This window comes from Parazoarcus sp. PS-13 R2A, assembly GCF_057621855.1.
In genome coordinates this window covers 119,199-144,527 of sequence record NZ_JBYEXN010000001.1, presented here as the reverse complement: position 1 = coordinate 144,527, position 25,329 = coordinate 119,199, and the positions used below count along the sequence as shown (strand labels likewise).

The window sequence follows — 25,329 nt, the reverse complement described above, 5'->3', positions numbered from 1 at the left end:
CGAAAACCGCGGTGAAGTGTCGAACCCCGGAGTACCGTATCCGCAAGGGTCTGATAAGGCAATGAGCGCTCCTCTACGACGATCTAACGCAGGCCGAGGCAAAGCGTCGACGCGCAGCGGAAGCGGTGCGCTTGAGTGCCTTGTTGAACGAAGCCGTGACGCGGAGAACGCCCCCCCGGGTCGGCCGCGCGAACGGTCGTGCATATGGGCTCCATCAAGCTGATGAAGTCACCTCTGCATGAGCAGACAGGACCGCTCCAGACCAATGATCGGCATGCCGCGACAGCGTAAGTGAGCAAAGCGTGCGAGGTACCTCAGACAGCGAGATCGATCTGGCTGACGCTCCCCACACTGCCGTCCTCACGCAGGTAGATGCTGCTGGTGCGCATCTGCCCCAGGGGTTCATTGGCCGCATTCCTGATGCTGAACCGGGTATCGACCTGCCCCAGATAGAAGGCACCGACGCCCGCATCCTTGAGCGTCTGCGCCTGTCCATTGCCCTCGGCATCGGGTTGCCACACGCGCAACCGTGACCACGCAGCATCCGCTTCATCGATCCAACCGTTGCCGTCGTCATCAAGAGCAGCAAGTTCGGCAAAGCCGTCGCCGCTGGTGGGGCCGAAGAGTTCGCGCCCGTTGTCGATGCGGCCATTGGCGTCGCGGTCAAAAGCGAGAAAACCGCTGCCGCCAACCATCGGCAGCGACTCCTTGGTACCGTCCCCGTCGAGATCGAAGTCGAAACGCATTCCGGAAAGTGCCGCAGACGGACCGCCGAAATCCAGGATCAGCGGATCCTTCACGCGCTGATCGCCTGCGCGCATGCCGAAAGAAACCGATTCGCTGTAACTTCGCGACACGGTGAGGCCAAGATCGAAGCGGATTTCGGCTCCATCGGCGGTGCGTACCATGCCCGAGGCCGAGAACGAGGTCGTTTCAGACTCCGAGTACGTCGCACTGAAATCGTATTCGAGGCCGAAGCCGGCGCGCCGGGGCGTATTCGCAGCGGCGGCACCGGCATCCGGCACACCGGCATCCGGTGCTGTCCCCAGATCCCGCGTGTCGAGCAGGCGGACCGGTCGTCCGGTAAAGAATTCGATCATCCGAATCACCATGGACAACTTCGGGTCCATGCTGATCGCGTCGTCTCCGCTTGCTGCTGTGGCCGCCTGAGACGCTCCCGCTGCGGAATCAGCCAATTGTGCAGAGCGTGCGGCATCGGAAATCCGCACGTTCTCGCGCCCAATTCCCGTCTCGGCACGGTCATCACTCCACACCTCGAGGCGCTCGCTCATCGTGAACGACTCGGCAAATTGACGAGAGGACTGCAGTTCAACATTGAATGCGGCGATTTTCATGGCGATGACCTTCACGACAGAACCCGACCATGCCATTAACGGCCGCAGGACAGATTTCTTTAGCCCCACGCGTTGCAAAGCCGCCCCATCGGCAGGTCCACCGGCCTCACAGGCGCGCAGATGCCCGTCTGCTGTGCCATCATCAAGTGGACATGTGATGAGCGTCAGGATCATGACCCGCAACTTTCCACTGCACGTCCATATCTCGACCTTGTTCGCCGTCCTGATCGTTCTTCTCGGCGGGGTAATCGGCGGTCTCGGCTACCACTTCAGCCACAACATGCTGGAAACGGTGGCAGACGACCTGGCCCAGCGCATCACCAGAGAGACCCTGGGCACGCTCGACGGGATCTTTGCCCCTGCACGGATGGCCATTGGCCTGCTTGCACGCGAACCCGGGCTGAACGCGAGCTCGCTCGACGCCCGCCTCGCCAGTGCCGATTTCATCCGCACCGCGCTGCTGCATTCAACCGCCCTGTCATCGCTCTACGTCGGCTATCCGAATGGAGACTTCCTGTTCATGCGGCGGATCCTCAACGAGGCAGAGCGCGTGAGCCTCGACGCCCCCGAAGGCACGGCATTCGTCATCCAGAGCATCGAACATGGCACGCCGTCCAAGGGCGAATATCGCTATCTCGATGCCGCGCTGAATCCGCTCCGAATCGACGACCGCCCCGACTATGCAGCGCAGTACGACCCCCGCCGGCGCCCCTGGTTCAGCGACGCCCTCGCAAGTGGCGGCCCGGTGCAGACAGCGCCCTACGTGTTCTACTCCAATCGCAAGGTAGGTGCCACACTGGCCACACCGGCACGCGTTGTCGACGGCGCGGTGATCGGTGCCGACATCCAGCTCGCCACCTTGAGCTCCAATCTGGCCAAACTGAAGGTGACACCCAACTCGGAGCTGGCCCTGCTCGATGGCGAAGGCTTCGTCGTCGCCTACAGCGGCGACAGGGAGCTGACAGGCGAGATCTCCACCGAACACGACGAACCGGGCCTGATTCGCGTTGAAAGCTTCGGCGTACCCGCCCTGGAGAGTGTATCCAGCGCCCTGCCGGAGGTCGTCGGCAACACCATGCTTGTGCGGCGGACGTCGATCGACAGCGAGAACTGGCGCGTGGGCATTCAGCGGCTCCCGAGCGCAGGTCCCACGCTCTACCTTGTCACTGCAGCCCCCGAAAGCGAACTGCTTGCGGCAGCATTCACCATCCGCAATGCATCGGCGTGGATCACGGCACTTGTCGTGCTCCTGTCCATCCCTTTGACCTGGGCGCTCGCTCGCGCGCTGACGGGACCATTGCGCGTACTTGTCGGAGAAGTCGAGGCCATTCGGCATTTCAACTTCTCCGCCCCAATCATGATTCGATCCTTCGTCACCGAGGTGCGCGCGCTGACGGTGACGATCGGTGACATGAAGCGCACCATTCAGCGCTTTCTCGATATCAACACCGCACTAGCCGCTGAGCACGATTTCGATCGCCTGCTGCCGTTATTGCTATCAGAAACACTGTCCGCGGCGTCGGCTGATTCCGGGGTCGTCTACCTCTGCGAAGACGCCCGTATCAGCGCGATGGCAACGCAGGGCGCGAACGGCGAGCCCATCGACACCAGGCTACCGGCCATCGATCTCGCAGCACCCCACTGCCCGGCCCAGCACGCCCTGAGCGGGGTCAGGGCGAGTGCCTTTCTGCTCAGCGAAACCGATCGCTCCGCCCTCGGTCTGCCCACAACGCAGACACCCATGCAATGGGCGATCGCCGTTCCATTGAGGAACCGCGAGGGGCAACTCATCGGAGCGATGCTACTACTGCGCAATAGCCGCATCGAGGACGCACAGCTACGCTTCATCGACGCCCTGTCCAGTGCCGCCGCGGTTGCACTGGAGAATCAGGAGCTGATCAAACTGCAGCGCGAGTTGTTCGACTCCTTCGTAAAGGTGATTGCAGGCGCGATCGACGCCAAGAGCCCTTATACCGGCGGTCACTGCAGCAGGGTGCCCGAACTGGTGAAAATGCTCGCGCAAGCTGCCTGCGACGCCACCGACGGGCCCTACCGCAACTTCAGTCTCAACGATCAAGACCGGGAGGCCCTGCATCTCGCAGGATGGCTGCACGACTGTGGCAAGGTCACGACGCCGGAGTTCGTAATCGACAAATCGACCAAGCTCGAAACCATTCAGGACCGCATCCACGAGGTACGCATGCGCTTTGAAGTGCTCAAGCGCGAGGCGGAAATCCGTACCCTGCGCGCCATTGCTGCCGGCGAGCCCGGCGCCGCGGCCGAGGCCCGCCTGCAGCGTGAGCTGGCCGAACTGGACGCCGACTTCGCCTTCGTCGCCGAGTGCAATATCGGCAGCGAAGAGATGCAGCCTGAAGCGATCGAGCGTCTGCGCCGGATTGGCGCCCGCACCTGGACGCGCACGCTGGACGACCGCATCGGCATCTCCCACGAAGAGCTCGCGCGCAAGTCCCGCGAGCCGGCGGCAGCGCTGCCGGCACTCGAACAGGTGCTCGCGGACAAGCCCGAGCACCTGTTCGAGCGCCGTGAGAGCGAGCGTTTCGATGACGACAATCCGTGGGGCTTCCGCATGGACGTGCCTCAGTGGCTATATGACAGGGGCGAATTGCACAACCTGACGGTATCGCGCGGAACGCTGACCAAAGAGGAACGCTACAAGATCAACGAGCACATCGTGCAGACCGAGATCATGCTGCAGCAACTGGTTTATCCGCGTCATCTGAGCAACGTCCCCGAGATTGCCGCTCAACATCACGAAAAGATGGACGGCACCGGCTATCCGAAGCGGCTCACCGGTGAGCAGATGAGTCCGCTCGCAAGGATGATGGCGATTGCAGACATCTTCGAGGCCCTGACCGCGATTGATCGCCCCTACAAGCGCGGCAAGACCCTTACCGAATCGCTCACGATCATGGCGCGCATGGCAGCAGAAAACCATATCGATGGCGAGCTGTTCGAACTCTTCCTGCGCGCCGGCGTACATCTCGAATACGCTCGGCGCTACATGCACAGCGAGCAGATCGACGACATCGACATCGACGCCTTTCTCGCTCAAGGGCGTTGACTGAGCGCCCATCGCCGAGCGCCACGAAAATGCGCCAACAGCAGACGCCCTCCCCGGAACGCACCTCAACTGCGCTATCGGATCGCCCCAACTTCTGGCGCGCGCTCGGTATCGCGCTCATCGTCGCCGCCCTGCCGCTCAGCGGTGCCGCAACGGCGGTGCTGGCGATCCTGGCCGAATCCCTCTGGCCCGAGGCGGTGCCATCAAGTGCGCTCGCGTGGGGCGTATTCGCTGCCGTCGGCTCGCCACTGCTGGTTGGCGGCATTCGCCTTATCAACAAGGGCCGCCAGCTACGCGCAGCGCTCGAATCCGTCTCCGCATCCGAGGACACGCGCCCCCCGGTGCTATACCTGCGCGCCTTCGGTGACGACGCCAAGCTCGCCTCACCGCCACAACTTGCGCAGATCAATCCGTTCGTAATCTCGACCTGTGAAGAGAACTTCGTCGAGGCTCTGCAAGGCATCGGCCCCGTCATCGCCATCGGTCGCCCCGGCGAAGTCCTTCCGCCCCTGGGCGCGCGGCGACTCTATGTAGATGATGCGGAATGGCAGGCCCGGGTAATCGGACTCATGGGCCAGGCCCGCTTGGTGGCCTTCATGATCGGCACGGGCAGCGGTCTGTGGTGGGAGGTCGAACAAGCCATGCATCGTGTGACACCCGAGCGCCTGCTGTTCTGCGGATCGAGCCGGGATTTCACCGCCTTCCTGAACCGCGCTCACCCCTGGCTGCCGCGCCCCGTCAGTCTGCCGCCACCCCGACGTCTGTCCCTGGCCCCATCCGAATACCTGCTCCACTTCGACACCGACGGCCAGGCGCACTTCACCCGCCTCGGCAACCCGGCGCTGCTGTTGCGCGGCAACCTGCGCAAACCCATGCTGCCGGTCTACCAGTTCGCACTGCGGCCGCTATTCGAGCAACTCGGCACCCCGTGGTCGGCACCGCCCATCCCGTGGAAGGCGCTTGCCATCAGCGTCGGCTTCCTGATCGTGCTGATCGGCGGCATCGGCCTTATGGCATGGATCGAAACGGGCTGAGCATCCCGCCCCGCTTGCCCGCCACCCCGCATCGAGCGCATCACCTCAACACGATCTCCGGGCACGGCTCATGCCGATACGCTGCTTACTTCAGCGAATGCAGTCCGATCATGTTGCCTTCGGTATCGATGGCAAGCGCAATGAACCCGTTCTGACCGATGGACATCTTGGGCTCCCGGGTCTGCCCGCCCGCCTTCTCCACGCGCCCGGCCTCCACGGCACAGTCGGTGCAACTGAAATATGTTTTCAAAGGGGTCAGAGTCGTTTGATCTCACTTGCCGCTTGCGGCGGGTAGCGCCGCCATGCCCACGCGACAAGAAAACCAAAGCCCGTGTAGATCAAGGCGAAGACCCACAGCGGCGCCTCGTAGTACAGCACGCGCTGAACCCAGTGTTCGATGAAGGTGCTTGCGTAGACAGACTGGCCGCCTTGCCGGCTGAGCCATGACTCAAGGATTGTGAGCGGGCAGTATTGTCCGAGCCAGGCCCGCAGCAAAAGACAGCGACGAACACCACAACGCAAAAAACAGCGCAAGAAGTCTCATCGCATCGTCCTGTACACACATTGTCATCTGCTTTGATCGGGTCGCGGCTCAGGCCCTGCCATCTGCGTCGGCGACGACGAACTCCCTTACACGAACCTCGACTATCGAATCCATGAGGGCCGCGTCGGGCCCTGATTCGCGGAACCGGGTCAGATCTTCCCGTGTTTCCCATTCGTCATAGACGTTGATTCGATTCGGGTCAATGAGGTCTGCAGACACCGCGAAATCGCGACATCCCGCCGCACATCGCGCCAGTCGGACAGCGGGCTCCGAGGCCGCGAGAAACCGATCCCGGGCCCCGTTTTTCAGGATGAGATGGCCTGCAACGATCACCATTTGCGCATCTCCTTATGTGCCCATTCAACGCAGGCACGCGAAGGGCCGGGCCCGGTGCTTACGTGCATTTCCCGCCGCAGCTCGACGACGAAATACGATGGTAATCACTGACCGTGGCGTCGGTGATCTCGACATGACAGCATGCCAGCACCTTGTCCTTGAGCATCGCACGCGCGCGCGCAACCCGGCTCTTGATCGCCGACACCGACACGCCCTGCCTCTCGGCGACCGAGCGCATCGTTTCACCCTCGAAGTCGGTCGCGATCAGCGCCTCCCGGTAGCGTGGCGCAAGCTGATCCACGAAAGGGCGCAGGCAGGACGAAAGCGCCTGATGCATTCGCATGTCGTCGAGTTCGGCACTGGGCATCTCTTCGTCGAGCGCCTCCATCGAAACGCCTGCGCTGCGGTAGTGGTCTGCAACCGCCGTTCGAGCGGCGGCATAGAGCCACCCTGTCAGGTTGTCGATGTGACGTCCGGCCTGCTGTGATGCGAGTGCCTTCACGAAAACATCCTGCAGCAAGTCCTCTGCCTGCGCGGGGTCGGGAACACGCCGGCGCAGATAGCTGCGCAGGCTTTGCCGCAAGCGGGCAAAAGCCGCGCCGAGGTCGTCATCTGCCGCTTGCATGGTTCTGCGCTCTCAGCGGCAGCACGAATCCTGATTCCGCCCCGCCACACCCGGCACGCAGCAGGCAGCAGACGCTTGCGTTGCGGCGGCATCCGGCGCATCCGAGGGGGCACAGCACGCGCCCACTTGCACTGCAGCGTCTTCGCCATAGGTCGCGATGTCACCCATCGTGAAAAAGTGCTCCCACGCCACCCCCTGAGGGTCGACCGTCCAGTGCTTCTCGCTCCTGGCGTAGCAGCAGTTCGCCTCGCCCTGATCCAGCGTCCTGCCGCAGGAGGCATCGTCCGCCAGTGCCTTGAGGCCCGCCAGTTCTTCCGGGGAATCGGTTTGCATGCCAAAGTGGTTCAGGCCGGTCGCGTGCCCCCGCGCAGAGATGGCGAAGTTCAGGCGTGGATCATCGAGCATCCACTTCGCGTAGTCGTGCTGCTGCTTCGACGGGCTTTGCCCGAAAAGCCTGCTGTAGAAGGCGATGCTTGTCGCGAGATCGTCGACCGCAAGGTGTACGTGAAAGCGTTTCATTTGAGACTCCCGTCAAGGTTGAGTGACGCATCGTGCCCGATGCTCCTGTATAGACGGAAAACCGGGCAAATGGTCGCAACAGGCACCGGACACACGCAATCAATCGACGCTGACCCTTTGATCCAGAATGGGATAACGTATGATGACCAGCGCATCGACTGCCGCTTTCCCGAGTCCCTCAACGGTATCAGCGCGCCGCAGCCGGACGCCGAAGACATCGATGAACATGAACACCCAGGGCTTCCCGAAGCATCAGATGCTGCCCGGCTCCGCGGGAGGGTCGTCAAAAGCATGGGGCACGACGCGAAAGTGACAGACATGATCAGCTTGAATACATGCAGACGCTGGCTTGGCATCCTCTTCCTGTGCATCGCACCGACCGTCGCGCACGCGGCACCACCCTTGCTCGCAACCGGTGTGTACATGCAGGCAATCCGCGACATTCCGCGCAAGGACGTCGAGATTACCGTGCGTTTCTGGGTCGAAGAGATTGCAGACAAGGCGGGCGTAACGATCAAACCCATCCAGCTGTACGACGACCTGAGCGACTTGAAACGTGACGTTGTCGCGGGCAAGGTCAATTACATCGTCGGCACGCCAATGGGGCTCGTGCAACACTTCTCCGACGAGGATCTGGCAGGTGGTTTTACCGGCGCAGGCGCACCAAACGACGCCCTCATCCTGGTGGTCCGGCGCGATGCCGGAATCAAGACCCCGAGAGACCTGGCGGGGCGACGCGTGCAGTTGCGCGAGCGCGACGAGTTAAGCGAAATCTACCTCAACACCCTGCTCAGGAGCAGCGGTGTTTCCCCGTCGCAGCTTGAAGCCCTATCAACACAGAAAAACGCCAACGCGCTGGTGCTGAAGCTGTTCTTCAATCAATGCGATGCCGCGCTGATCACGCGCAATGCGTTCGAGGTCGCCGCCGAGCTGAACCCGCAGATCAGAACGCACCTGCAAGTGCTCGATGCCTATTCCTTTGAAGATTACAGGGACAACATCGGCCTGTTCAGCTCAAGCGTAAGCACCGAAGACCGGGAGGCGCTGATCGCAGCTGCATTGAAGGTGGAAAACACCCCCCGCGGCCGCCAGCTCCTCGAAATATACCGGACCGACAGGCTGATACTGTCCCACGCTTCCGATCTCCGCAGCTATCGTGCCCTGCTGGCCACGCACAACAAGCTCGCGAGCAACGGCCGCTGACCTCACCATTTTCACTCGACCACCAGGCGGCAGAGCACCGTGTTGCTTTGCTCAAGATCGGGCCCCCAGATCAGCCTGGCCTCGCTTACCCAGTCGATTCGGTCATAGCCGTCCTTCGGCCTGACTTCGCTTTCGGAATAGACGCTCGCCTGCGGCCAGCCCGAGGCGTCAAAGCCGGCTCGATCCCAGCCATCGGGCACCGCTTTCACCTCAAAAGCGCACGCCCCTTCGCCCGCAACGGGGTTTGCCTCGCGTGCGCAGGACTTGTCCAGTGGTGCGCTGTGAACAACCAGGCAGCGCCACGCCGCGTTGCTGACTGCGACCGTCGCCCCCGAAGCATCCTTGATCTGCACGATAACGCCCCCGTCCCCCATCTGCTGCCGCCGGGTGCCGATATATTCCAGACCGGAGTCGTTCTCCTTGAAGTCCTTGGCCACAAGGCCGATGACGAAAGGCCGCGTGGCAACGAACTCGAAGCGCTCGGCATTGAACGAGCGCTCGGTCGTAATGGGCACGCTGTCCTCCGCGACTTGCACCCCGTTGATCCGCATCTCAAACCAGTTGTCGGCCCAGACGTCTGCACGAAAGGTCTCGGCAGAGAGCGCTACTGGGGAAAGGCAGAGCAATGCAAGGGAGGCGATGGCGCGTTTCATTGGGGAATCCTTATGAGGGGCTCCCAAAGTCTAGCTGCATTGGAAAAATTTTCCGATGCGTAGTGTGAGTGATGTTCCGTCGGGAACAAGCGCGGACCTGTCGCGAACGAGGCCGTGCTACTGCGATCCGGCCGCCTCGGGTGAGCTGTCGTTCTCCGCAATCGAACGACTCTGACCCCTTTGATCCGCTCTAGGGTTCAATCGTCATGCCCAAGAGTGATGACGACATTTCCCTTCTTGCGTCCGGTATCGACGTAGCGGTGGGCCTCGGCGATCTGCTCGAACGGATAGCGCCGATCAATAACCGGTTTGAATTCTCCCGCCTGGGCCAACCCCGCGAGAAAACGCAAATCTTCCGTACGTACAGAGACTGGCCCGGCAATGACCTTCTTGCTGCTCGTCATCGACACCCATGGAGCTCGAAGCATTTCGGGCAGTCCAGCCAATACCAAAAGAAGGCGTCCTCCTTCTTTCAACGAAGCCTTGCTGCGGGAGAATGGCGCCGTGCCGACGGTATCGACAATGACATCATAGGCCTCACCATTCTCCGTGAAATCCTCTTTGGTGTAGTCAACAACATGGCTGGCGCCCAGCGATCTGACCAACGCCATGTTCGCGGTGCTGCACACCCCGGTCACCTCTGCGCCGAAGTGCCTGGCAAGCTGTACCACAGCGGTGCCTACGCCTCCGGAAGCACCATTGACTAGTATTCTTTCCCCGCGTTGAAGCTCTCCTCTTCGCAAGAAATCCAACGCCGTCGTTCCGCCAAAAGACAGCGCGGCGGCTTCGTCGTAGGACAAGCTGGGCGGCTTGAGCATCACCGCACCGTCTTGCGGCATGCATTTGTACTCGGCATGACACCCCATGGCGGCATCGCTGAACGCAAACACCTCGTCGCCGATCCTGAAATTCCTGACGTCCTTGCCGACCGACTCAACGATCCCGGCCAACTCCGACCCCAGTATGGGCTGTCTGGGTTTCGACACACCAAACACCAAACGCGTGATAAGCCCGAAACCGGCAGGCACATTGAGGCTTCGCACCCTCCAATCGCCTGATGTGACCGTTGTCGCATGAATCTTTATCAAGACTTCGTTGTTCTTGGGCGCGGGCTTTTCGACTTCCTTGAATTCAAGAACCTCGGGTGGCCCATATCGCTCATACACGACTGCTTTCATAGGCTATCGCCCTCGATGGGAGCGTGTTGAACTTTTAATCAAGTGTGCGCCTATAGGCGCATACGTCAAAATGAACGTACTGCATAACGTCTGAAATGAGCGGCCTCGCGCGGCTTTATGCGCGAGGTCCGCTCGATTGATGGGTTAGCCCGCCTGTCGTATCCAGTCACGGATATTCATTCCGATTCTCTCTACGTCTTCTTTGGCAAGGCTTCCTCCATGCATGACGATGTTGCGGCTCTTCTCAAGCGTATTCAAGGTTGCCTTCGCCCACTCCATGTTGCCCAAGAGGTCATCAAAGACAGGCCAGTTCGTCACGATGATGGATGACAGGTCGCTAAAGTCGCAGTAGTTGATCTCTGTGGCGCCGCGGGCGCCGTGCCAACGAAACTTGGCATCCTCCTCCATTCGGCTCTTTGAAGTCTTCCTGATACGCTCAGGAACCTTTTCCCACCAACTCTCAGTGTGGGCTTCCGCCATCGCTTTCGTAACCATTTGGCGCACGGCGTTCTCGAATGCGTGTATCGCTGCGTAAACGACAGACATTCGTTGCGCCTCGGCAAGAAGATCTGTATCCAGAAATTCATAGGACAGTGACTTCTGAGTTGATCTAGCCTCTTCCGTGCCGAAGTGGTTGCGGCGGCGACGGCCTGCACGATCAAGCGCTTCTTCGGTGAGAACGCCCCGATACACGAATGAGTAGAGGTCGATGTCTTTCATCCCAGATGGTCGCGAAGTGACTTGAATATGGCATCGAACACGGCTTGGTCACGCGTTTCAGGCAACACGATGTTGATGTGGTACTGAAGGCCGGAAACCCTGATCTTTCCCGATGGCGGAGGCGCTTCGTCATGCTGTTGCCGAGAAACAGATACTTGGTCGGGCTGAGCTTCGCCCGCAGGTTCTTCGGAGGAGCGAAGTTCTTGGCGGACATGAGGTGTACCGGAGAAGTCGGCACAGTCGCAAAGCGCGCGAAATGTCTTGGCGATATTACCGATTACAAGGTCTGTCTTCTTGCCGGAATAGAGCGTGCGAAGCTTGTTCTTCGCGTCTTGGATTGAGAACTCATTAGCCTTGATGTTTACCGCAAATAGGTCGGCATATGCCTCTCGTATTCCGTCCGCGAGTACCTGCCAAGACCTGCTTCGATCCAGAAAATCGAAGTAGCGTTGCTGTGGCGTTCCGTCTCGATTGAGAAATCCCAAATCCTTCAGAATGCCGATGAACAGCCGGTCATTTGTGGATGTGAATCCAAGATTCTCAAGGAACTTAACGGAAAAGCGTTCCGGTGGTTGCGCGTCGAGCATCGCCTCAAAGTAGGCTTGGAGCGAGCCGGTCTTCAGAGTGTAACTGTCAGGTAAAGCCATAGAGAGAGCTCCAAGGATGGGTTATTGGGCGGGCTAACGTGAAGGTGAGGGGCGACGGGCCGGCCCCGCCGGCACGGCGTCCCAGCGGCGTAGCCGCGCTTCGACCGTAGTGTTAGACATAGTATTCACTTTGCGTGTTTTCCAAGACTTGGCAAGCCACCGCTTACTGCATGAATAGAGACCGACGATTCGCCATCGACTATTGGTTTGTAGGGGGCTTTCCTTCCAGTTCCGTCCCAGACATACATTGTGTAAAACGCTTTGAATACCCTGGATAGCTCAACATCATCTGGGATTGCGGTATCGCTGTTTAGGTCACGATAGAGTCGCTCGAGGCGAGAACGAATCAGTACCGTGCGCTTCTTTTTATCTAGCGTGAATGCTTCAACTCTTGCCTCGATCTGTTCCTGAATCAAGGTAGGAGACTTGGGGCACCTTTTTGACATATGAGCATTCAGACGACGCTCGCTCAATGTGCATTTGCAATAGGGGCAAGATGTAGTTCCGTCGGTCATGGTCTGATGCACTAAAAGGACGTCTAACGTGTTGTAGACAGCAAATCTGCTGTGTAAGTTGGAAACGCGCTGCGTAAGGCCAGCGATCTGTCATGCTCATTTGTCATTGAAATCATCACCTCCCTGCTATACTGTTTTTACATACAGCACTTACACAGCAGACAAAGCCGTCATGCAGTCCAACAACGTATCGACTCCCCCGCCCCGCTTGCTCGATCAACTACGCGAACGCATCCGCTACAAGCACTGCAGCATACGAACCGAACAGGCTTATGTCCATTGGGTTCGTGCATTCATTCGTCACCATGGGCTCCGCCATCCGGGTGAGCTGGGGACAGTCGAGGTCGAGCACTTTCTTGCATGGCTGGCTAATGACCGGCAGGTTGCTCCATCGACCCATACCCAGGCATTGTCCGCGCTGCTTTTTCTTTACCGGGAAGTGCTCCGTATTGATCTACCCTGGCTGAAGGAGATTGGCCGTCCGAAGCAGCGCGAGCGCGTTCCGATGGTGCTGTCGCGGACCGAGGTGACGCGCTTGCTGTCGGCGATGGAGGACACCGAGGGCGATCTGGCGCGCTTGCTCTACGGTACCGGAATGCGCCTGATGGAGGCGCTGCGGTTGCGGGTGAAGGAGCTTGATTTTGACCGACGCCAAATTTAGCGGGAGAGCGCAGATGGGCACAACTTCACTAAAATTGCCCGACGACATAAAACAGCTTGCGGTATCCGCTGCAATGCATCAGGGGATCACGCCACACGCATTCATGGTTGAGGCGATCCGGGCCACCGCACTGGCCGTAGAGAGGCGGGCCGCGTTTGTTGCCGATGCACTTGCGTCGAGAGCCGAAACCCTGGCATCCGGCAAGGGCTACGCTGCGGACGAGGTCAATGCCTACATCCGGGCGCGCGCAGACAAAAAAGCGCCTTCCCGCCCAGAGGACAAGTCTTGGCGCGACTGATTCTCGCGATTCGCCACCAGCGCGAGGCAGGCTACGCCCCGCCTTAGTGCTGACGGCGCCATCCAGCCTGGATGCCGCCGTCTCACCTCAAAGCAGCGGTGCCAGCCAGCGCTCCGCTTCCGTCAGGCTCATACCGGTGCGCTTTGCCCAGTCGGCCACCTGATCCGAACCGATCTTGCTGATCGCGAAGTAGTGGCTTTCGGGGTGGGCGAAGTAGAAGCCGGATACGGCTGCTGCGGGGGTCATGGCCATGGACTCGGTGAGCCCCATGCCGGTGTTGGCGGGCACGTCGAGCAGCTGGAACACGGCCGCCTTGACGGTGTGATCCGGGCACGCAGGGTAGCCGGGCGCGGGGCGGATGCCGCGGTATTGCTCCTTGACCAGCGCGGTGTTGTCCAGCGCTTCGTCCGGGGCATATCCCCAGTATTCCTTGCGCACACGCTCGTGCAGCCATTCGGCAGTGGCTTCGGCGAGACGGTCGGCCAGGCTCTTGAGCATGATGGCGCGGTAGTCGTCGTGAGCGGCCTCGAATTCGGCCAGCTTGTGCTCGATCCCCAGACCGGCCGTGACCGCGAAGGCGCCGCACCAGTCGCGCACACCGCTGGCCTTGGGGGCAACGAAATCGGCCAGACACCAGTGCGGCTTGCCGGCGGGACGTTCGTGCTGCTGGCGCAGGCCGAACCAGGTCATCACCGCCGCGTCGCGGGATTCGTCGGCATAGAGCTCGATGTCGTCGCCCACGCTGTTGGCGGGGAAAAGGCCGAACACGGCCCGCGCCTGCACCCACTGCCCGGCGATGATGTCCTCCAGCATGGCCTGGCCGTCGGCAAACACTTCGCGCGCGGTTTCGCCCACGATCTCGTCATCGAGAATCTTCGGGAAGCTGCCCGCCAGATCCCAGGCCTGGAAGAAGGGCGCCCAGTCGATGTACTCGCGCAACTCGGCCAGATCGACGTCGAGCGCCACCACGCCCAGTGTGTTGGGCTCATCCGGCACATAGGCGGCGTCGGCCAGCGGGTTGAAGGCGTTGGCGCGCGCTGCCTCGAGGCTGACCAGTTGCACACCCTTCTTGTTGGCGTGCTGGGCGCGCAGCTTGTCGTAGTCGGCGGCGAGCTGGGATTTGAACTCGGCCGCGCCGCCCTCTGACAGCAACGCGGTGACCACGCCGACCGCGCGCGAGGCGTCGGGCACATAGACCACCGGCTGCCCGTAGTGCGGCGCGATCTTGATGGCGGTGTGGGCGCGGCTGGTGGTGGCACCGCCGATGAGCAGCGGCACGTCGAAGCCCTGGCGCTGCATTTCGGCGGCGACGTGGCTCATTTCTTCCAGTGACGGCGTGATGAGGCCGGACAGGCCGATGGCCTGGGCGCCGTGTTCGCGCGCGGCGTTGAGGATCTTCTCGGTCGGCACCATCACGCCGAGGTCGATCACTTCATAGCCGTTGCAGCCGAGCACGACGCCGACGATGTTCTTGCCGATGTCGTGCACATCGCCCTTCACCGTGGCGATGACGATGCGGCCCTTGCTGGTGGAGCCGGTGCGCAGCTTTTCCGCTTCGATGTAGGGGATGAGGTGGGCGACGGCCTGCTTCATGACGCGGGCGGATTTCACCACCTGCGGCAGGAACATCTTGCCCGCGCCGAAGAGGTCGCCAACCACGTCCATGCCGGCCATCAGCGGGCCTTCGATCACAGCCAGCGGCGGCTTGCCTGCGGCTTCGAGTTTGGCGCGCACCTCTTCAGTGTCGGCCACGACGAATTCGGTGATGCCCTTGACCAGCGCGTGCGACAGGCGCTTTTCGACATCCCATTCGCGCCAGGCGAGATCCGGCCCCTTGTCCTTGACCTGACCTTTGACCGACTGCGCGATCTCGACCAGCGCCTCGCCCGCACCGGGCTTGCGGTTGAGCACCACGTCCTCGACCGTTTCGCGCAGGGCGGGATCGAGGTCGTCGTACACGCCGAGCATGCCGGCGTTGACGATGCCCATCGTAAGGCCCGCCTTCACCGCGTGGTAAAGGAAGACGGTGTGGATGGCCTCGCGCACCGGGTCGTTGCCGCGGAAGGAGAAGGACACGTTGGATACGCCGCCCGAGGTCTTGGCGTGCGGCAGGTTGTGCTTGATCCAGGCCACGCTCTGGATGAAGTCGACCGCGTAGTTGTCGTGCTCTTCGATACCGGTGGCGATGGCGAAGATGTTGGGGTCGAAGACGATGTCTTCCGGCGGGAAGCCGATGCCGGTGAGCAGCTTGTAGGCGCGTTCGCAGATCTCGATCTTGCGCGCGTAGGTGTCGGCCTGGCCCTTCTCGTCGAAGGCCATCACGATCACGGCGGCGCCGTAACGGCGGGCCAGCTTGGCCTGGCGCAGGAAGCTCTCCTCGCCCTCCTTCATCGAGATGGAGTTGACCACGCCCTTGCCCTGGATGCACTTCAGGCCGGCCTCGATCACGTCCCACTTGGACGAGTCGAGCATGATGGGCACGCGCGAGATGTCCGGCTCGGTGGCGATGAGCTTGAGGAAGCGCTCCATGGCGGCCATCGAATCGAGCATGGCTTCGTCCATGTTGATGTCGATGATCTGGGCGCCGTTCTCCACCTGCTGGCGGGCAACCGCGAGCGCGTCGTCGAAGCGGCCTTCGAGAATCATGCGGGCGAAGGCCTTGGAGCCGGTCACGTTGGTGCGCTCGCCGACGTTCACAAACAGGCTGTCGGCGCTGACGTTGAAGGGCTCGAGGCCCGACAGACGCATCTTCTTCTCGATCTCGGGCACGACGCGCGGCGGCAGCTTGGCCACGGCCTGAGCAATGGCAGCGATGTGCGCAGGCGTGGTGCCGCAACAGCCGCCGAGGATGTTCACCAGCCCCGACTGTGCCCACTCGACCACCGCGGTGGCGAGCTGCTCGGGGGTTTCGTCGTAACCGGTGGGCGCGAGCGGGTTGGGCAGGCCGGCGTTGGGGTGGGCGGAGACGAAGGTGTCGCACACAGTGGACAGCTCGTCGACGTAGGCGCGCAGCTCCTTGGCCCCGAGCGCACAGTTCAGCCCGAAGGAAATCGGCCGCGCATGGGCGAGCGAGTTCCAGAAAGCCTCGGCGGTCTGGCCCGACAGGGTGCGGCCGGAGGCGTCGGTAATGGTGCCGGAGATCATCACCGGCAGACGACGGCCGAGGTCGTCGAACAGCTTTTCGATGGCAAAGACCGCGGCCTTGGCATTGAGCGTGTCGAAGATGGTTTCGATCAGCAGCAGGTCGGCGCCGCCTTCCATCTGCCCTTTGGCCGCGTCGTAGTAGTCGTCGACCAGCGCGTCGAAGCTGATGTTGCGGTAGCCGGGGTCGTTGACGTCGGGCGAGATCGACAGCGTGCGCGAGGTCGGCCCGAGCACGCCGGCACAGTAACGCGGCTTGGCCGGGTTCTTCGCGGTGAATTCGTCGCACAGTTCGCGCACCAGGCGGGCGCTGGCGACGTTGATCTCGTAGGCCAGGTCGGCAAGGCCGTACTCCGCCTGCGACACCTTGGTGGCGTTGAAGGAGCAGGTTTCGATGATGTCGGCGCCGGCGTCGAGATAGGCGCGGTGGATTTCGCTGACCACGTCCGGGCGGGTGAGCACCAGCAGGTCGTTGTTGCCCTTGAGGTCGCGCGGATGGTCGAGGAAGCGCGTGCCGCGGTAATCCGCCTCGCCCAGCTTGTATTGCTGGATCATCGTGCCCATGGCGCCATCCAGAATCAGGATGCGTTGGGCGAGTTGCTGGCGAATTTCGTCGGAGCGGTCGGCTTGCATGGTTCTACCTCGATCTGCGGTTAATGCACAGCGGGTAGCGCGGCCAAAAATAAACGGCGCGGCAAACCCGGCTGATTGGTTTGCGAGCGCCGTTGTTCAGTTGCCAAGCCTGGCCCGGCTAGATTCCGGGTCGCAACGCTCCTTGGCAAGACGCGGATTTTACGGGGATTTTGCCGCTGCTGTCGAGCCGCAAATCAGTCCCCTCGTCCACTTTGCGGCACCGTCGACATCAACTGCGCACCGCAACTTGTCCGGTGCCCGTCAAAAGCCACCGGCTTTCCGTCCAGCAACACGTCCGGATCGCCCTCGACAATCACGCAGTTGCCATGTCCCTTGCGCGGACACACACAGCGGTCGCCAAGCACCGCCACCGTGCGCCCCATGACCACCGATCTCGCGCCAGTACTCACCACCCGCCCGCCGTGAGTGGTCGGGTCGCCCAGCCGAATCACACCGCGCATGCTTGTGCCCCCTTCTTCATTCCGAATACCCCTGCATGTAGCGCGACCAATCTACATCCCGCCTCAACCCCCACCACGGCAGATAGGCATTGCGCTCACCGCGGGCGCGGAACCAGTCTTTCGAGGGATCAAGCACGCGAGCGCGGGCGGGTGGCGTTACGACAACAGCCGCAGCGGTATCTGCCTCCGCCGTCCCCGCCACCAGCACCGGCGTGCCCTTGTGGTGTGCGTAGGCGATGGCCAGCGCGACATTGGTCAGCGCCGTGCCGGCCCCCGTGTCGCCCATCAGCGCGGTGTTGTTGAAGCCTTGTTTGAGGATGTCGAATTCGGGCAACGGCTCGCCCAGCGCCTGCCCCAGCGTTGCGAGTCGCTTGCCGGCGGCGTCGCTCGCCTTGCCTGCATCGTGGATCAGGTAGCCGACATCGGTGAGTGGCCGACCGGCGTTGTAGGCGGCCTCGTCGATTGCTGCCCGCCACGCCTGTACCAGTCGGGGCTGACCGGACTGGACTTCGAAGTCCTTAGCGTTGCGTGTTGCGGGGCGGCCGATCCAGGCAAGGGGCTCGCGCTCGGTGTCGTAGTTCGGGCCTGCGAGGATCAAAATCGCAATGTTCTCGCTCATCCGTTCATCGCGGGGGTGCTCTGGCGCATCCCAGGTCATAGCCCAGACGGTTTCACTTGGGTGAGACTGGAGATACTCGAGCGCAGCAGAAAGGGAAGTAAAACCAATGTTTGAGTTGCCTGCCGAGACGCGAACATCGGGCGGAGTACTACGACTGGAGATTGAAGGACGTCCTCCAATTCCGAAATGTGAAACGATGGCTTTCCCCAAAATGCTGGCAGCCTCTGGCGGGTCAAGATCCGGTCGATCGGGGATGGCGAGCTCAATGTGAATTCCCGCAAGTTCTCGCCACTGCTTCTGCGACTCGGGCTGCGCCGTATAGAAATAGGTCGAACTTGCTGCGTAGCGGTGGCGGAACGGGATGAGGACTTCACGTACGTATCCGCCCAGAAATCGCGTGAAAGTGACTCGACCATCCCACGTTGAAACGATTGAGGCAACGGGTTGAACCGTGGTGAATTTCTGGGACTTCGTCTTGACCTTATAGTCACCCCCGTTCGGTGCGGCTAACCGTAAAGTCCATAGCAGCTGCCACTCGGTTGGGTAGTCACGACGGACCAACGGATTTAACCACTGCAGACCGACGACCTGAGCGCGAAATGGTTGCGTTACCGCATCAACACTTTCAAGAGTGCTTCCCGAGGCCTTCGTAGCGTTCGTAGAGCAGGCGGCGAGACTAAGAAGCGCAACGCAGATGGTCCCAAGCATTCCCAATCGCTGTATCACACGACCCCGCAATACCGAGGGTGCGAACGGCATTCGATGAATTCTGGCGACGGCACTCATTCCGAATACCCCTGCCTGTAGCGCGACCAATCAACATCCCGCCTCAGCCCCCACCACGGCAGGTAGGCGTCGCGTCCGCCGCGGGCGCGGAACCAGTCTTTGGAGGGGTCGATCTCACGGGCGCGGGCGGGTGGTGTCACGACTACGGCCGCCGCCGTGTCTTTCTCCGCCGTGCCTGCCACCAGCACCGGCGTGCCTTTGTGATGTGCGTAGGCAATGGCCAGGGCGACGTTGGTCAGCGCCGTGCCGGCACCGGTATCTCCCATCAACGCGGTGTTGTTGAAGCCTTGTTTGAGGATGTCGAATTCGGGCAACGGTTCGCCCAGCGCCTGACCCAGCGTTGCGATTCGCTTGCCGGCGGCGTCGCTCGCCTTGCCTGCATCGTGGATCAGGTAGCCGACATCGGTGAGTGGCCGACCCGCGTTGCTGGCGGCCTCGTCGATTGCTGCCCGCCACGCCTGTACCAGTCGGGGCTGACCAGACTGTACTTCGAAGTCCTTCGCGTTGCGTGTTGCGGGGCGGCCGATCCAGGCAAGGGGCTCGCGTTCGGTGTCGAAGTTCGGGCCGGCGAGGATCAGTAGCGTGAAGTTCTCGCTCATGCGCTCGTCGAGCGGAAACTCGGGCGCATCCCAGTTCATTGTCCAGACGGACTCAGTCGGATGCGACTCAAGATAGTCGAGCGCTGCAGAGAGCGAAGTGAAGCCCGCGTTCGCGTTTCCTGCTGTTATACGAATATCGGGCGGAGTACTGCGGCTGGAGATTGACGGAGCCCCCCCGATCTCGAATTGGGAGGTGATGGTCTCCCGCATGATCGACCTTGCACTCTCCAGATTCAAGTCCGACCTATCGGGCAAAGCCAACTCGATATGAATTCCCGCCAGTTCCCTCCATTGCTTCGGTGACTTTGGCTGAACCGTGTAGAAATAGGTGGGATTGCTCGCATATCGATTTCTGAAAGGGAGAAAGATTTCTTCTGTGTAAAAGAAGTAAAAGTCCTCAAAGGTCTTTCGCAGATTGACATTTGACACGATTGATGCGACAGGTTGAACCATCCGATATTTCTGCGGATTTGCCTTCACCTGAACATCGTTTCTATTTGATAACGCCAAGCCTAGAGTCCAAAGCAGATTCCACTGTGTTGGGTAGTCGTTCCACACTAGCGGATTCATCCATTGAACACCCACGACCTGTGCGCGAAATGGTTGCGTTGCCGCCTCAGCGCTCTCACGCATGGCCGCCGGCGCCGTTGGCCTATTGGTCGAACAGCCGGCCAAGTAAAAGAACGTGGTTGCAATGAGTACAGGAATCGTAAACAGGCGCACAAGAATCTCCAGGTCGGAATATTGAGAGAGAAAATCCGTTCCGTACTTGTGCTCGATGTATTGCGCGCCCCAAGTAACAAGCACAAGACAGAAAAAGAAAACCACGAAACTCAGCGCGATCCTTTGGGGCAGTTGAGTCATCTTCATACCCATCATGTGCGCGACTCCAGTGGGTCAGCTCTGGGGTGAGTACGTTCATCGATGATCTTCTCGGGTCTCCGGGCATCACCGTTTTCGGCCCATGTTTGAAGTGGGCATCCATTCATCTTGCCAGTGAGAAAGTATTCAGAGAGGGCGCGACTTGGATTATTCCGCTCGAGCTTTTTCGAGTACCGCCAATCCGCCTCAATTCGAAGCTCAGTCCAGTCCTCCTGCGTCAGCCGACATACCCCCACCGCCACGTCATAGGCCAGCGCTTTCTCCGCATGCATCGGGTGGGTCATGGTGGTGGAGTGGTCAGTGGCGTTCTGGTCGATCGTTTCGGTCAGGAACTGGCTGATCCTTTCGGTGCGCCACTTGCGGTAGTCGTCTGACATCTCCTTCGACTCGCCAGCGTCGGGGCCGGCTTCGCCGGGCACGCTGCCATCGGCAGCAGCCAGCTTCTCGCGCCTCGCTTCCATGCGCAATCGGGCACGGTGCGCGTAGCGCAACTCGGCTTCGGTCTGCTCCGACCCACGGGGCGCCGCCTTTTCCTGCCCGTTTTCATCGAGAGGTGTCGAGAAGCTATCGTAGGGGTCGTCCGACTTGAGGCTCGTCCTGGATGCATTCCGCGCGGCGGCTTCGGGATCGTGTTCTTCGTCAAAGGCATCCGAGTCCTCACCGTAACGCCGCGATTGTGGGATGAATGGTTCGGGCAGCGGGGGCGCTTCTACGGGGATTGTCCATGGACGGGGTGGATCGGCATTGATGGGCGGGTCTGCCATGCTGGTTACAAGCCATGCCAGTGGGGCACCGGCCACGGTGCCGACTTTGCCGGCCACGCTCTGGCTTGATCTAAGCCCAGATTCAACGGAGTAGCGGGCGGTCTTGGAGGCGGGAAACCAGAACCCGGCACCTGACGCGTTGCGTTCGGCATTGAGCTCCTTTCGATGTTCCCAATAGTCGTAGGTGCCCAGCTCACCCACCTTCCAACCCTGTGCAAACACCCGTTGGCTGAACACGCTTGCACCCCCTGTCTGCGCGATCTGCTCACTGCTCAAACCGAGCCAGCCGATGCCTTTGACGGTGCTCGCCGAGATGACCTGGTCGTGGGGGTTGCAGTAGAGGGTAACCCGACCGTACGTGCTGCCGTTCAGCCCATAGCAGACGAGGTCCGTCTCGGCGGTGAAGCCCGCGCTACCGTCCTGAGGTGTCTCGTTGGCCATGGACCGATCGATGGTCTCGGGTGGCTGCGTGCAGGTCTGACGGCTACGGATGATGTCGAAGAAGGACTTGAGCGTCTGGACGCGCGCCTTGCCAGTCTGGCGCCCGTACTCGCCGTTGGCATTTTGCGTGTAGCGCTGGCTGAAGTCGTCAAACCCGTTGAATGCTTCCAGGCTGTACGGTGGGTTGGCCAGCACATAGGTATCGGCCACCGCCCCTGTCGTCTCCCCCAGGAAAGCTGCGGCCATGCCGATCATGTTGCCCTGGCTGTGGCAGACCACGGTGACCGGGCAATCCGCTTGTTTCCTGCGGATCGATGCGATGAGCTTGGCCAGGCGCAGCGCGGCATGCACGTAGTAGGCACGATGCGGACAGCTGTAGGCATCGCGCCCCGGCACCGGATTGAGGTGTTGCGCCGTGATCCAGAAGAAGAGCCGGTCGTACAGCCCCTCGCTCCACAGGTCTGCGAGCGAGGTGCAGCCGTTGGCAAACGGCCCACCGCCCCAGTAGTCATGCTCGTTGAGCCAGACCTTGTCGCCCCATTCCTTGACCGACTCCATGTCGGCCTTGTAGCCCCACCGGAAACGGATGACCGGGGAAAAATGAGGCGCCGGGTCAATGAAGTTCTTGTCGTTTCGCCCACGAACCAGAAAGCCCTCGGAATCGATTTCATCCGTATAGAGAACCGGCGTGAGTTCCCCAGCCTCAACCCCGTCGTATTTCATCTGCGCGCTGTTTCGCGCAAGACGGTTGTTGAGCCCCTTGCACAGCCCTTCTTCTGCAGAGTCAAACCACTCGCCATCGGAGTTCACTCCGTGCACGAAGATGACGACGCCCGGCAGAGGCAACTGCGTCAGAAACTCACGGACCGATTGGTCAGGCAGTGTGATGCACTCACCGATGCAAAGCGGGAAGCGGGTATCGGACAGGACTGATGTGGGTGGATGGAAACTCATGAGCGCCGGCACTCAACTCGGATCGGAAGGGAAGAAGCGGGTGACGAGACGTTCGAAGCTGCTGCCATTGACGGTGGCAGTGCGCCCCTGGCTGTCGGTTGTGCCCTTGAGGACCGAGCCATCCGGTCGCTCGATCTCGAAGTGCTGCCCCTCCACCGGCGCGCCGTCGGTTGGGCGGACCAGGACGGGGGTGCGGCCAAGGTCTTCGGCGCCGAAGCGTGGGAGATCACTGGACATCGACGCCGGGCCGGACCAGTCGTGACTGGCGGCACGCACGCGCACGGTACCGGGCGCGCCGATCTCGACATTTCCGCCGGCGAGCTTGATGTAGGCACCACCCGCCACCGAGAACAGGATTTCGTCTGCCGCCATGCCGTGCAGCTGACCGCCGCTGGCTGCGAGCTTGAGATCCTTCGCCGCACTGATCCGGGTGTCGTCGTGCTGCGACTGCAACTGCAGTTTGCCCTGGTGCGCAATAAGCTTGATGCCGCCCGACTGCGCGAACAGTGACATGCCCTGCCCTGCGTTGAGCGTGGTGCGTTCGCCGCTGGCGAACTGCAGGTGCTGGAGCGCGACGGTGTCGACGGTGCTGCCTGCATGGGTGACAACGCTGCGGGGCGAACTGACATGCACACCCGCCGGCGCCGTGACCGCAATCAGCGGCGAACCGCCCCCGGCCCCGCCGGTCGCGGTATTTGAGCCGTTTTCCCATTGCTTGAAGTCGTCGTTCAGCTTTGCGTGCGGGCCGGGCTCGGTTGCCCCGCCCTCGTGACGTTGCGCATAGTCGCCAAGCTGACGGAACAGCTGCAGGCATTCGTCCATCAGGCTTGCGGTTTCTTCGCGCGAGAGCTGGGCACCGCTCGCGCGCAGGCGGCCAAACGCTGTGAGCAACAGCCCCTTGGCTCCTCGCACCGAACCCGCGGCGTCGGAGCGAAGTTCGAAGCCCTCGCCACGCGGTTCGGCCTGGCCCTCGGCGCGCGGCGTGCACAGCCAGCCCTGATTGAGTTGCGTGCTCGCGTGTTCTGACGAGAGCTTGGTGCGGAGTTGTCCGCCCGTATCGTCAAACAGCAGTTCGCCATACCCACGCCCGCCGCCGAACTCCCGTGTCTGGATGCCGGACAAGGCGTGGTTTGCGGGCAGGCTGCCTTCACCGGAGAAGCGAGGTGGCATGTGGCGCCCGTTATGGACGGCACCGATGACCATGGGACGGTCGATGTCGCCTTCGATGAAATCGACCAGCACCTCTTGCCCCACCCGTGGCAGGGTCTGCATGCCCCAGCCGCTGCCGGACAGCGCGTTGGCGACCCGCAGACGGCAGGTGTTGCGCTGCTCGCGATCCCAGTGAAACTGCACCAGTACCCGGCCATACTCGTCGACGTCGATCTCGCGCCCCTCGGCGCCGACCACCTGGGCGGTCTGCAATCCGCGCGCGACGGGTTTCGCGTGATGTGTGCTGTCGAACGCGGGGCGCCACACAACCGACTGACGCATCGCGGTAAAGCGGTTGCGGTAACCCGGTTCAAGCCCGCGCACGGCAGGCTCGCCGGCGAAATCGGACGGAAGGTTGTTGCAGGCGTCGTGCTCGACCGACAGCAGCAGATAGCAGCGCGCATCCTTCGACCCGGCATCGGCATCGTCGAAATGGCCGTCGATCTCGGTCGCCGTACCTGGGGCAAAAGACCTGACCGAGCCGGCCCCGTCGAAGACCTTCGCCTGCGCTTCGAACGCCTCGATACGCAATCGCGCATAACGCTCGAGATCGGCTGCCCCTGCGCCGTAGTACTGCGATTGCGGCGCGAAATCCTCAAGCGTGGAGGCCAGTGCGCTTGCGGCACCGTGCTGGTGGGTGGTCGGCACAGTTGCTGCGAGCACCCGTGTGTCCTTGTACTCCCAGCTCGTCATCGCGGTGGCACCCGGGACGATGGCGCGCGCGCTCGTCCAGCGGTCGATCGCCCCCTCTTCGCCCATGGTATCGGCCGCATGAAAGCGGGTGAGCGCCTGTGGGTTCATCGGCAAGGACGACGAGTCGTCGAAAAAGACGAGAATCGTGGTGCCAACGGGCGCGTCTTCAGGCGATGGATGTTCGAAGCGGTAGCCGATGCCTTCCTCGGCGCAGAGCCGTTCGATGAACGCAAGCGGAGACTCGGCATAGAGCGCGGTGTAGCTGCGAACGGGATAGGTACTGAGCAGATCGAAACGCCACTGGAGATCGGCCATGCCGGCCTGCCAGCGCGAAAGCTCGGCGTCGATGATGTCGGGCACGCTGCGTTCGAAATGAATCCACGCGCTACGCGCCACGTCCAGCAAGGCAAATGCGGGGCGCAAGGTGAGGCGGTAACGGCGCCGCCCGCCATCGGCTTCACCCGGTGCGACCGCGGTCACGATGCCGTTGAACCAGCGTGCTGCGCCAAAGCCCACGCCCTCGCTCAGGCGCACGCTGGCCCGGCGCCCCAGCAGCGCCTTGGCCTCGATGTTCGCATTCAGGGCCAGACAGTCCAGATCAAATGCAGGACATTCGGAGAGCGCCTCGCGGCCGCGCAGACGCTGCACGACAAGCTGGTCGCCGGCCGGGTCGCCGTCATCGAGTTGCAGGGAAAGCAGGCGTGCGTGATCCGAATAGGGAAACAGCGCAGCAAGCACACCCGACAGCGAGGAGGTCATGGCCGAAGAATACCAATA

22 protein-coding genes and 1 riboswitch are annotated in these 25,329 nt (G+C 61.6%); of the genes, 5 read left to right on the top strand and 17 right to left on the bottom strand.

All coding sequences use genetic code 11. The features are described from left to right. Nucleotides 1–314: 314 nt before the first annotated feature. Nucleotides 315–1,355, bottom strand: a complete 1,041-nt coding sequence (locus tag AC22G6_RS00660; RefSeq protein ID WP_487365389.1) for a hypothetical protein — start codon at nt 1,353–1,355, stop codon at nt 315–317. 157 nt (nt 1,356–1,512) lie between these two features. Here AC22G6_RS00660 and AC22G6_RS00655 point away from each other — a divergent pair, with 157 nt between their 5' ends. Both AC22G6_RS00655 and AC22G6_RS00650 read left to right on the top strand, forming a co-directional pair. After that, the gene (locus AC22G6_RS00655) at nt 1,513–4,437 is read left to right on the top strand and encodes an HD domain-containing phosphohydrolase (protein ID WP_487365178.1); all 2,925 of its coding nucleotides are present in this window, start codon (nt 1,513–1,515) and stop codon (nt 4,435–4,437) included. Between the two features lie 29 nt (nt 4,438–4,466). Next, the gene (locus tag AC22G6_RS00650; protein ID WP_487365177.1) at nt 4,467–5,471 is read left to right on the top strand and encodes a hypothetical protein; all 1,005 of its coding nucleotides are present in this window, start codon (nt 4,467–4,469) and stop codon (nt 5,469–5,471) included. Between the two features lie 85 nt (nt 5,472–5,556). On the opposite strand, the gene AC22G6_RS00645 is transcribed toward AC22G6_RS00650, so the two are convergent. The 5 genes from AC22G6_RS00645 to AC22G6_RS00625 are packed head-to-tail and all read right to left on the bottom strand — an operon-like array spanning nt 5,557 to nt 7,495. Beyond that, the gene (locus tag AC22G6_RS00645) at nt 5,557–5,721 is read right to left on the bottom strand and encodes a VOC family protein (RefSeq protein ID WP_487365176.1); all 165 of its coding nucleotides are present in this window, start codon (nt 5,719–5,721) and stop codon (nt 5,557–5,559) included. Nucleotides 5,722–5,726: 5 nt separating this feature from the next. Then, nucleotides 5,727–6,005, bottom strand: coding sequence for a DUF2784 domain-containing protein (locus AC22G6_RS00640; RefSeq protein WP_487365175.1), 279 nt, complete (start codon nt 6,003–6,005; stop codon nt 5,727–5,729). A 58-nt stretch (nt 6,006–6,063) separates the two neighbouring features. Then, complete coding sequence (locus AC22G6_RS00635; RefSeq protein ID WP_487365174.1) at nt 6,064–6,351, bottom strand: putative quinol monooxygenase; 288 nt, start codon at nt 6,349–6,351, stop codon at nt 6,064–6,066. Nucleotides 6,352–6,409: 58 nt separating this feature from the next. Continuing rightward, nucleotides 6,410–6,976, bottom strand: a complete 567-nt coding sequence (locus AC22G6_RS00630; RefSeq protein WP_487365173.1) for a sigma-70 family RNA polymerase sigma factor — start codon at nt 6,974–6,976, stop codon at nt 6,410–6,412. Between the two features lie 12 nt (nt 6,977–6,988). After that, nucleotides 6,989–7,495, bottom strand: a complete 507-nt coding sequence (locus AC22G6_RS00625; protein ID WP_487365172.1) for an ArsI/CadI family heavy metal resistance metalloenzyme — start codon at nt 7,493–7,495, stop codon at nt 6,989–6,991. Between the two features lie 69 nt (nt 7,496–7,564). Here AC22G6_RS00625 and AC22G6_RS00620 point away from each other — a divergent pair, with 69 nt between their 5' ends. Beyond that, a complete protein-coding gene (locus AC22G6_RS00620; RefSeq protein WP_487365171.1) occupies nt 7,565–8,698 on the top strand; it encodes a PhnD/SsuA/transferrin family substrate-binding protein in 1,134 nt (377 codons plus the stop codon). Nucleotides 8,699–8,709: 11 nt separating this feature from the next. Here the strand turns inward: AC22G6_RS00620 and AC22G6_RS00615 are convergent, their stop codons facing one another. The 5 genes from AC22G6_RS00615 to AC22G6_RS00595 form a co-directional block, all read right to left on the bottom strand. Continuing rightward, the gene (locus AC22G6_RS00615; RefSeq protein WP_487365170.1) at nt 8,710–9,351 is read right to left on the bottom strand and encodes a hypothetical protein; all 642 of its coding nucleotides are present in this window, start codon (nt 9,349–9,351) and stop codon (nt 8,710–8,712) included. A gap of 197 nt (nt 9,352–9,548) precedes the next feature. After that, a complete protein-coding gene (locus AC22G6_RS00610; RefSeq protein WP_487365169.1) occupies nt 9,549–10,529 on the bottom strand; it encodes an NAD(P)-dependent alcohol dehydrogenase in 981 nt (326 codons plus the stop codon). 144 nt (nt 10,530–10,673) lie between these two features. Further along, nucleotides 10,674–11,249: a Swt1 family HEPN domain-containing protein gene (locus AC22G6_RS00605; RefSeq protein ID WP_487365168.1), complete on the bottom strand. Its 576-nt coding sequence runs from the start codon at nt 11,247–11,249 to the stop codon at nt 10,674–10,676. Beyond that, complete coding sequence (locus AC22G6_RS00600; RefSeq protein ID WP_487365167.1) at nt 11,246–11,896, bottom strand: DUF5343 domain-containing protein; 651 nt, start codon at nt 11,894–11,896, stop codon at nt 11,246–11,248. Before AC22G6_RS00600 ends, AC22G6_RS00605 begins: the two co-directional genes overlap by 4 nt. A gap of 125 nt (nt 11,897–12,021) precedes the next feature. Next, nucleotides 12,022–12,369 carry a hypothetical protein gene (locus AC22G6_RS00595; protein ID WP_487365166.1) on the bottom strand — a complete coding sequence of 116 codons (348 nt, stop codon included), beginning with the start codon at nt 12,367–12,369 and terminating at the stop codon, nt 12,022–12,024. A gap of 214 nt (nt 12,370–12,583) precedes the next feature. Between AC22G6_RS00595 and AC22G6_RS00590 the strand changes: the two genes are divergently transcribed. After that, nucleotides 12,584–13,072, top strand: coding sequence for a phage integrase N-terminal SAM-like domain-containing protein (locus tag AC22G6_RS00590; protein ID WP_487365165.1), 489 nt, complete (start codon nt 12,584–12,586; stop codon nt 13,070–13,072). Then, complete coding sequence (locus AC22G6_RS00585; protein ID WP_487365164.1) at nt 13,047–13,370, top strand: hypothetical protein; 324 nt, start codon at nt 13,047–13,049, stop codon at nt 13,368–13,370. Before AC22G6_RS00590 ends, AC22G6_RS00585 begins: the two co-directional genes overlap by 26 nt. Before the next feature lie 87 nt (nt 13,371–13,457). On the opposite strand, the gene metH is transcribed toward AC22G6_RS00585, so the two are convergent. The 6 genes from metH to AC22G6_RS00555 form a co-directional block, all read right to left on the bottom strand. Further along, complete coding sequence (gene metH, locus AC22G6_RS00580; protein ID WP_487365163.1) at nt 13,458–17,144, bottom strand: methionine synthase; 3,687 nt, start codon at nt 17,142–17,144, stop codon at nt 13,458–13,460. 77 nt (nt 17,145–17,221) lie between these two features. Next, nucleotides 17,222–17,294, bottom strand: a riboswitch (S-adenosyl-L-homocysteine riboswitch). 44 nt (nt 17,295–17,338) lie between these two features. Next, nucleotides 17,339–17,605, bottom strand: a complete 267-nt coding sequence (locus AC22G6_RS00575) for a PAAR domain-containing protein (RefSeq protein ID WP_487365162.1) — start codon at nt 17,603–17,605, stop codon at nt 17,339–17,341. A gap of 16 nt (nt 17,606–17,621) precedes the next feature. Continuing rightward, the gene (locus AC22G6_RS00570) at nt 17,622–18,224 is read right to left on the bottom strand and encodes a hypothetical protein (RefSeq protein ID WP_487365161.1); all 603 of its coding nucleotides are present in this window, start codon (nt 18,222–18,224) and stop codon (nt 17,622–17,624) included. A gap of 782 nt (nt 18,225–19,006) precedes the next feature. Beyond that, complete coding sequence (locus AC22G6_RS00565) at nt 19,007–20,488, bottom strand: hypothetical protein (protein ID WP_487365160.1); 1,482 nt, start codon at nt 20,486–20,488, stop codon at nt 19,007–19,009. Beyond that, nucleotides 20,485–22,650: a T6SS effector phospholipase Tle3 domain-containing protein gene (locus AC22G6_RS00560; protein ID WP_487365159.1), complete on the bottom strand. Its 2,166-nt coding sequence runs from the start codon at nt 22,648–22,650 to the stop codon at nt 20,485–20,487. Before AC22G6_RS00560 ends, AC22G6_RS00565 begins: the two co-directional genes overlap by 4 nt. Nucleotides 22,651–22,662: 12 nt before the next feature. Further along, nucleotides 22,663–25,311, bottom strand: a complete 2,649-nt coding sequence (locus AC22G6_RS00555; protein ID WP_487365158.1) for a type VI secretion system Vgr family protein — start codon at nt 25,309–25,311, stop codon at nt 22,663–22,665. Between the last annotated feature and the right edge of the window lie 18 nt (nt 25,312–25,329).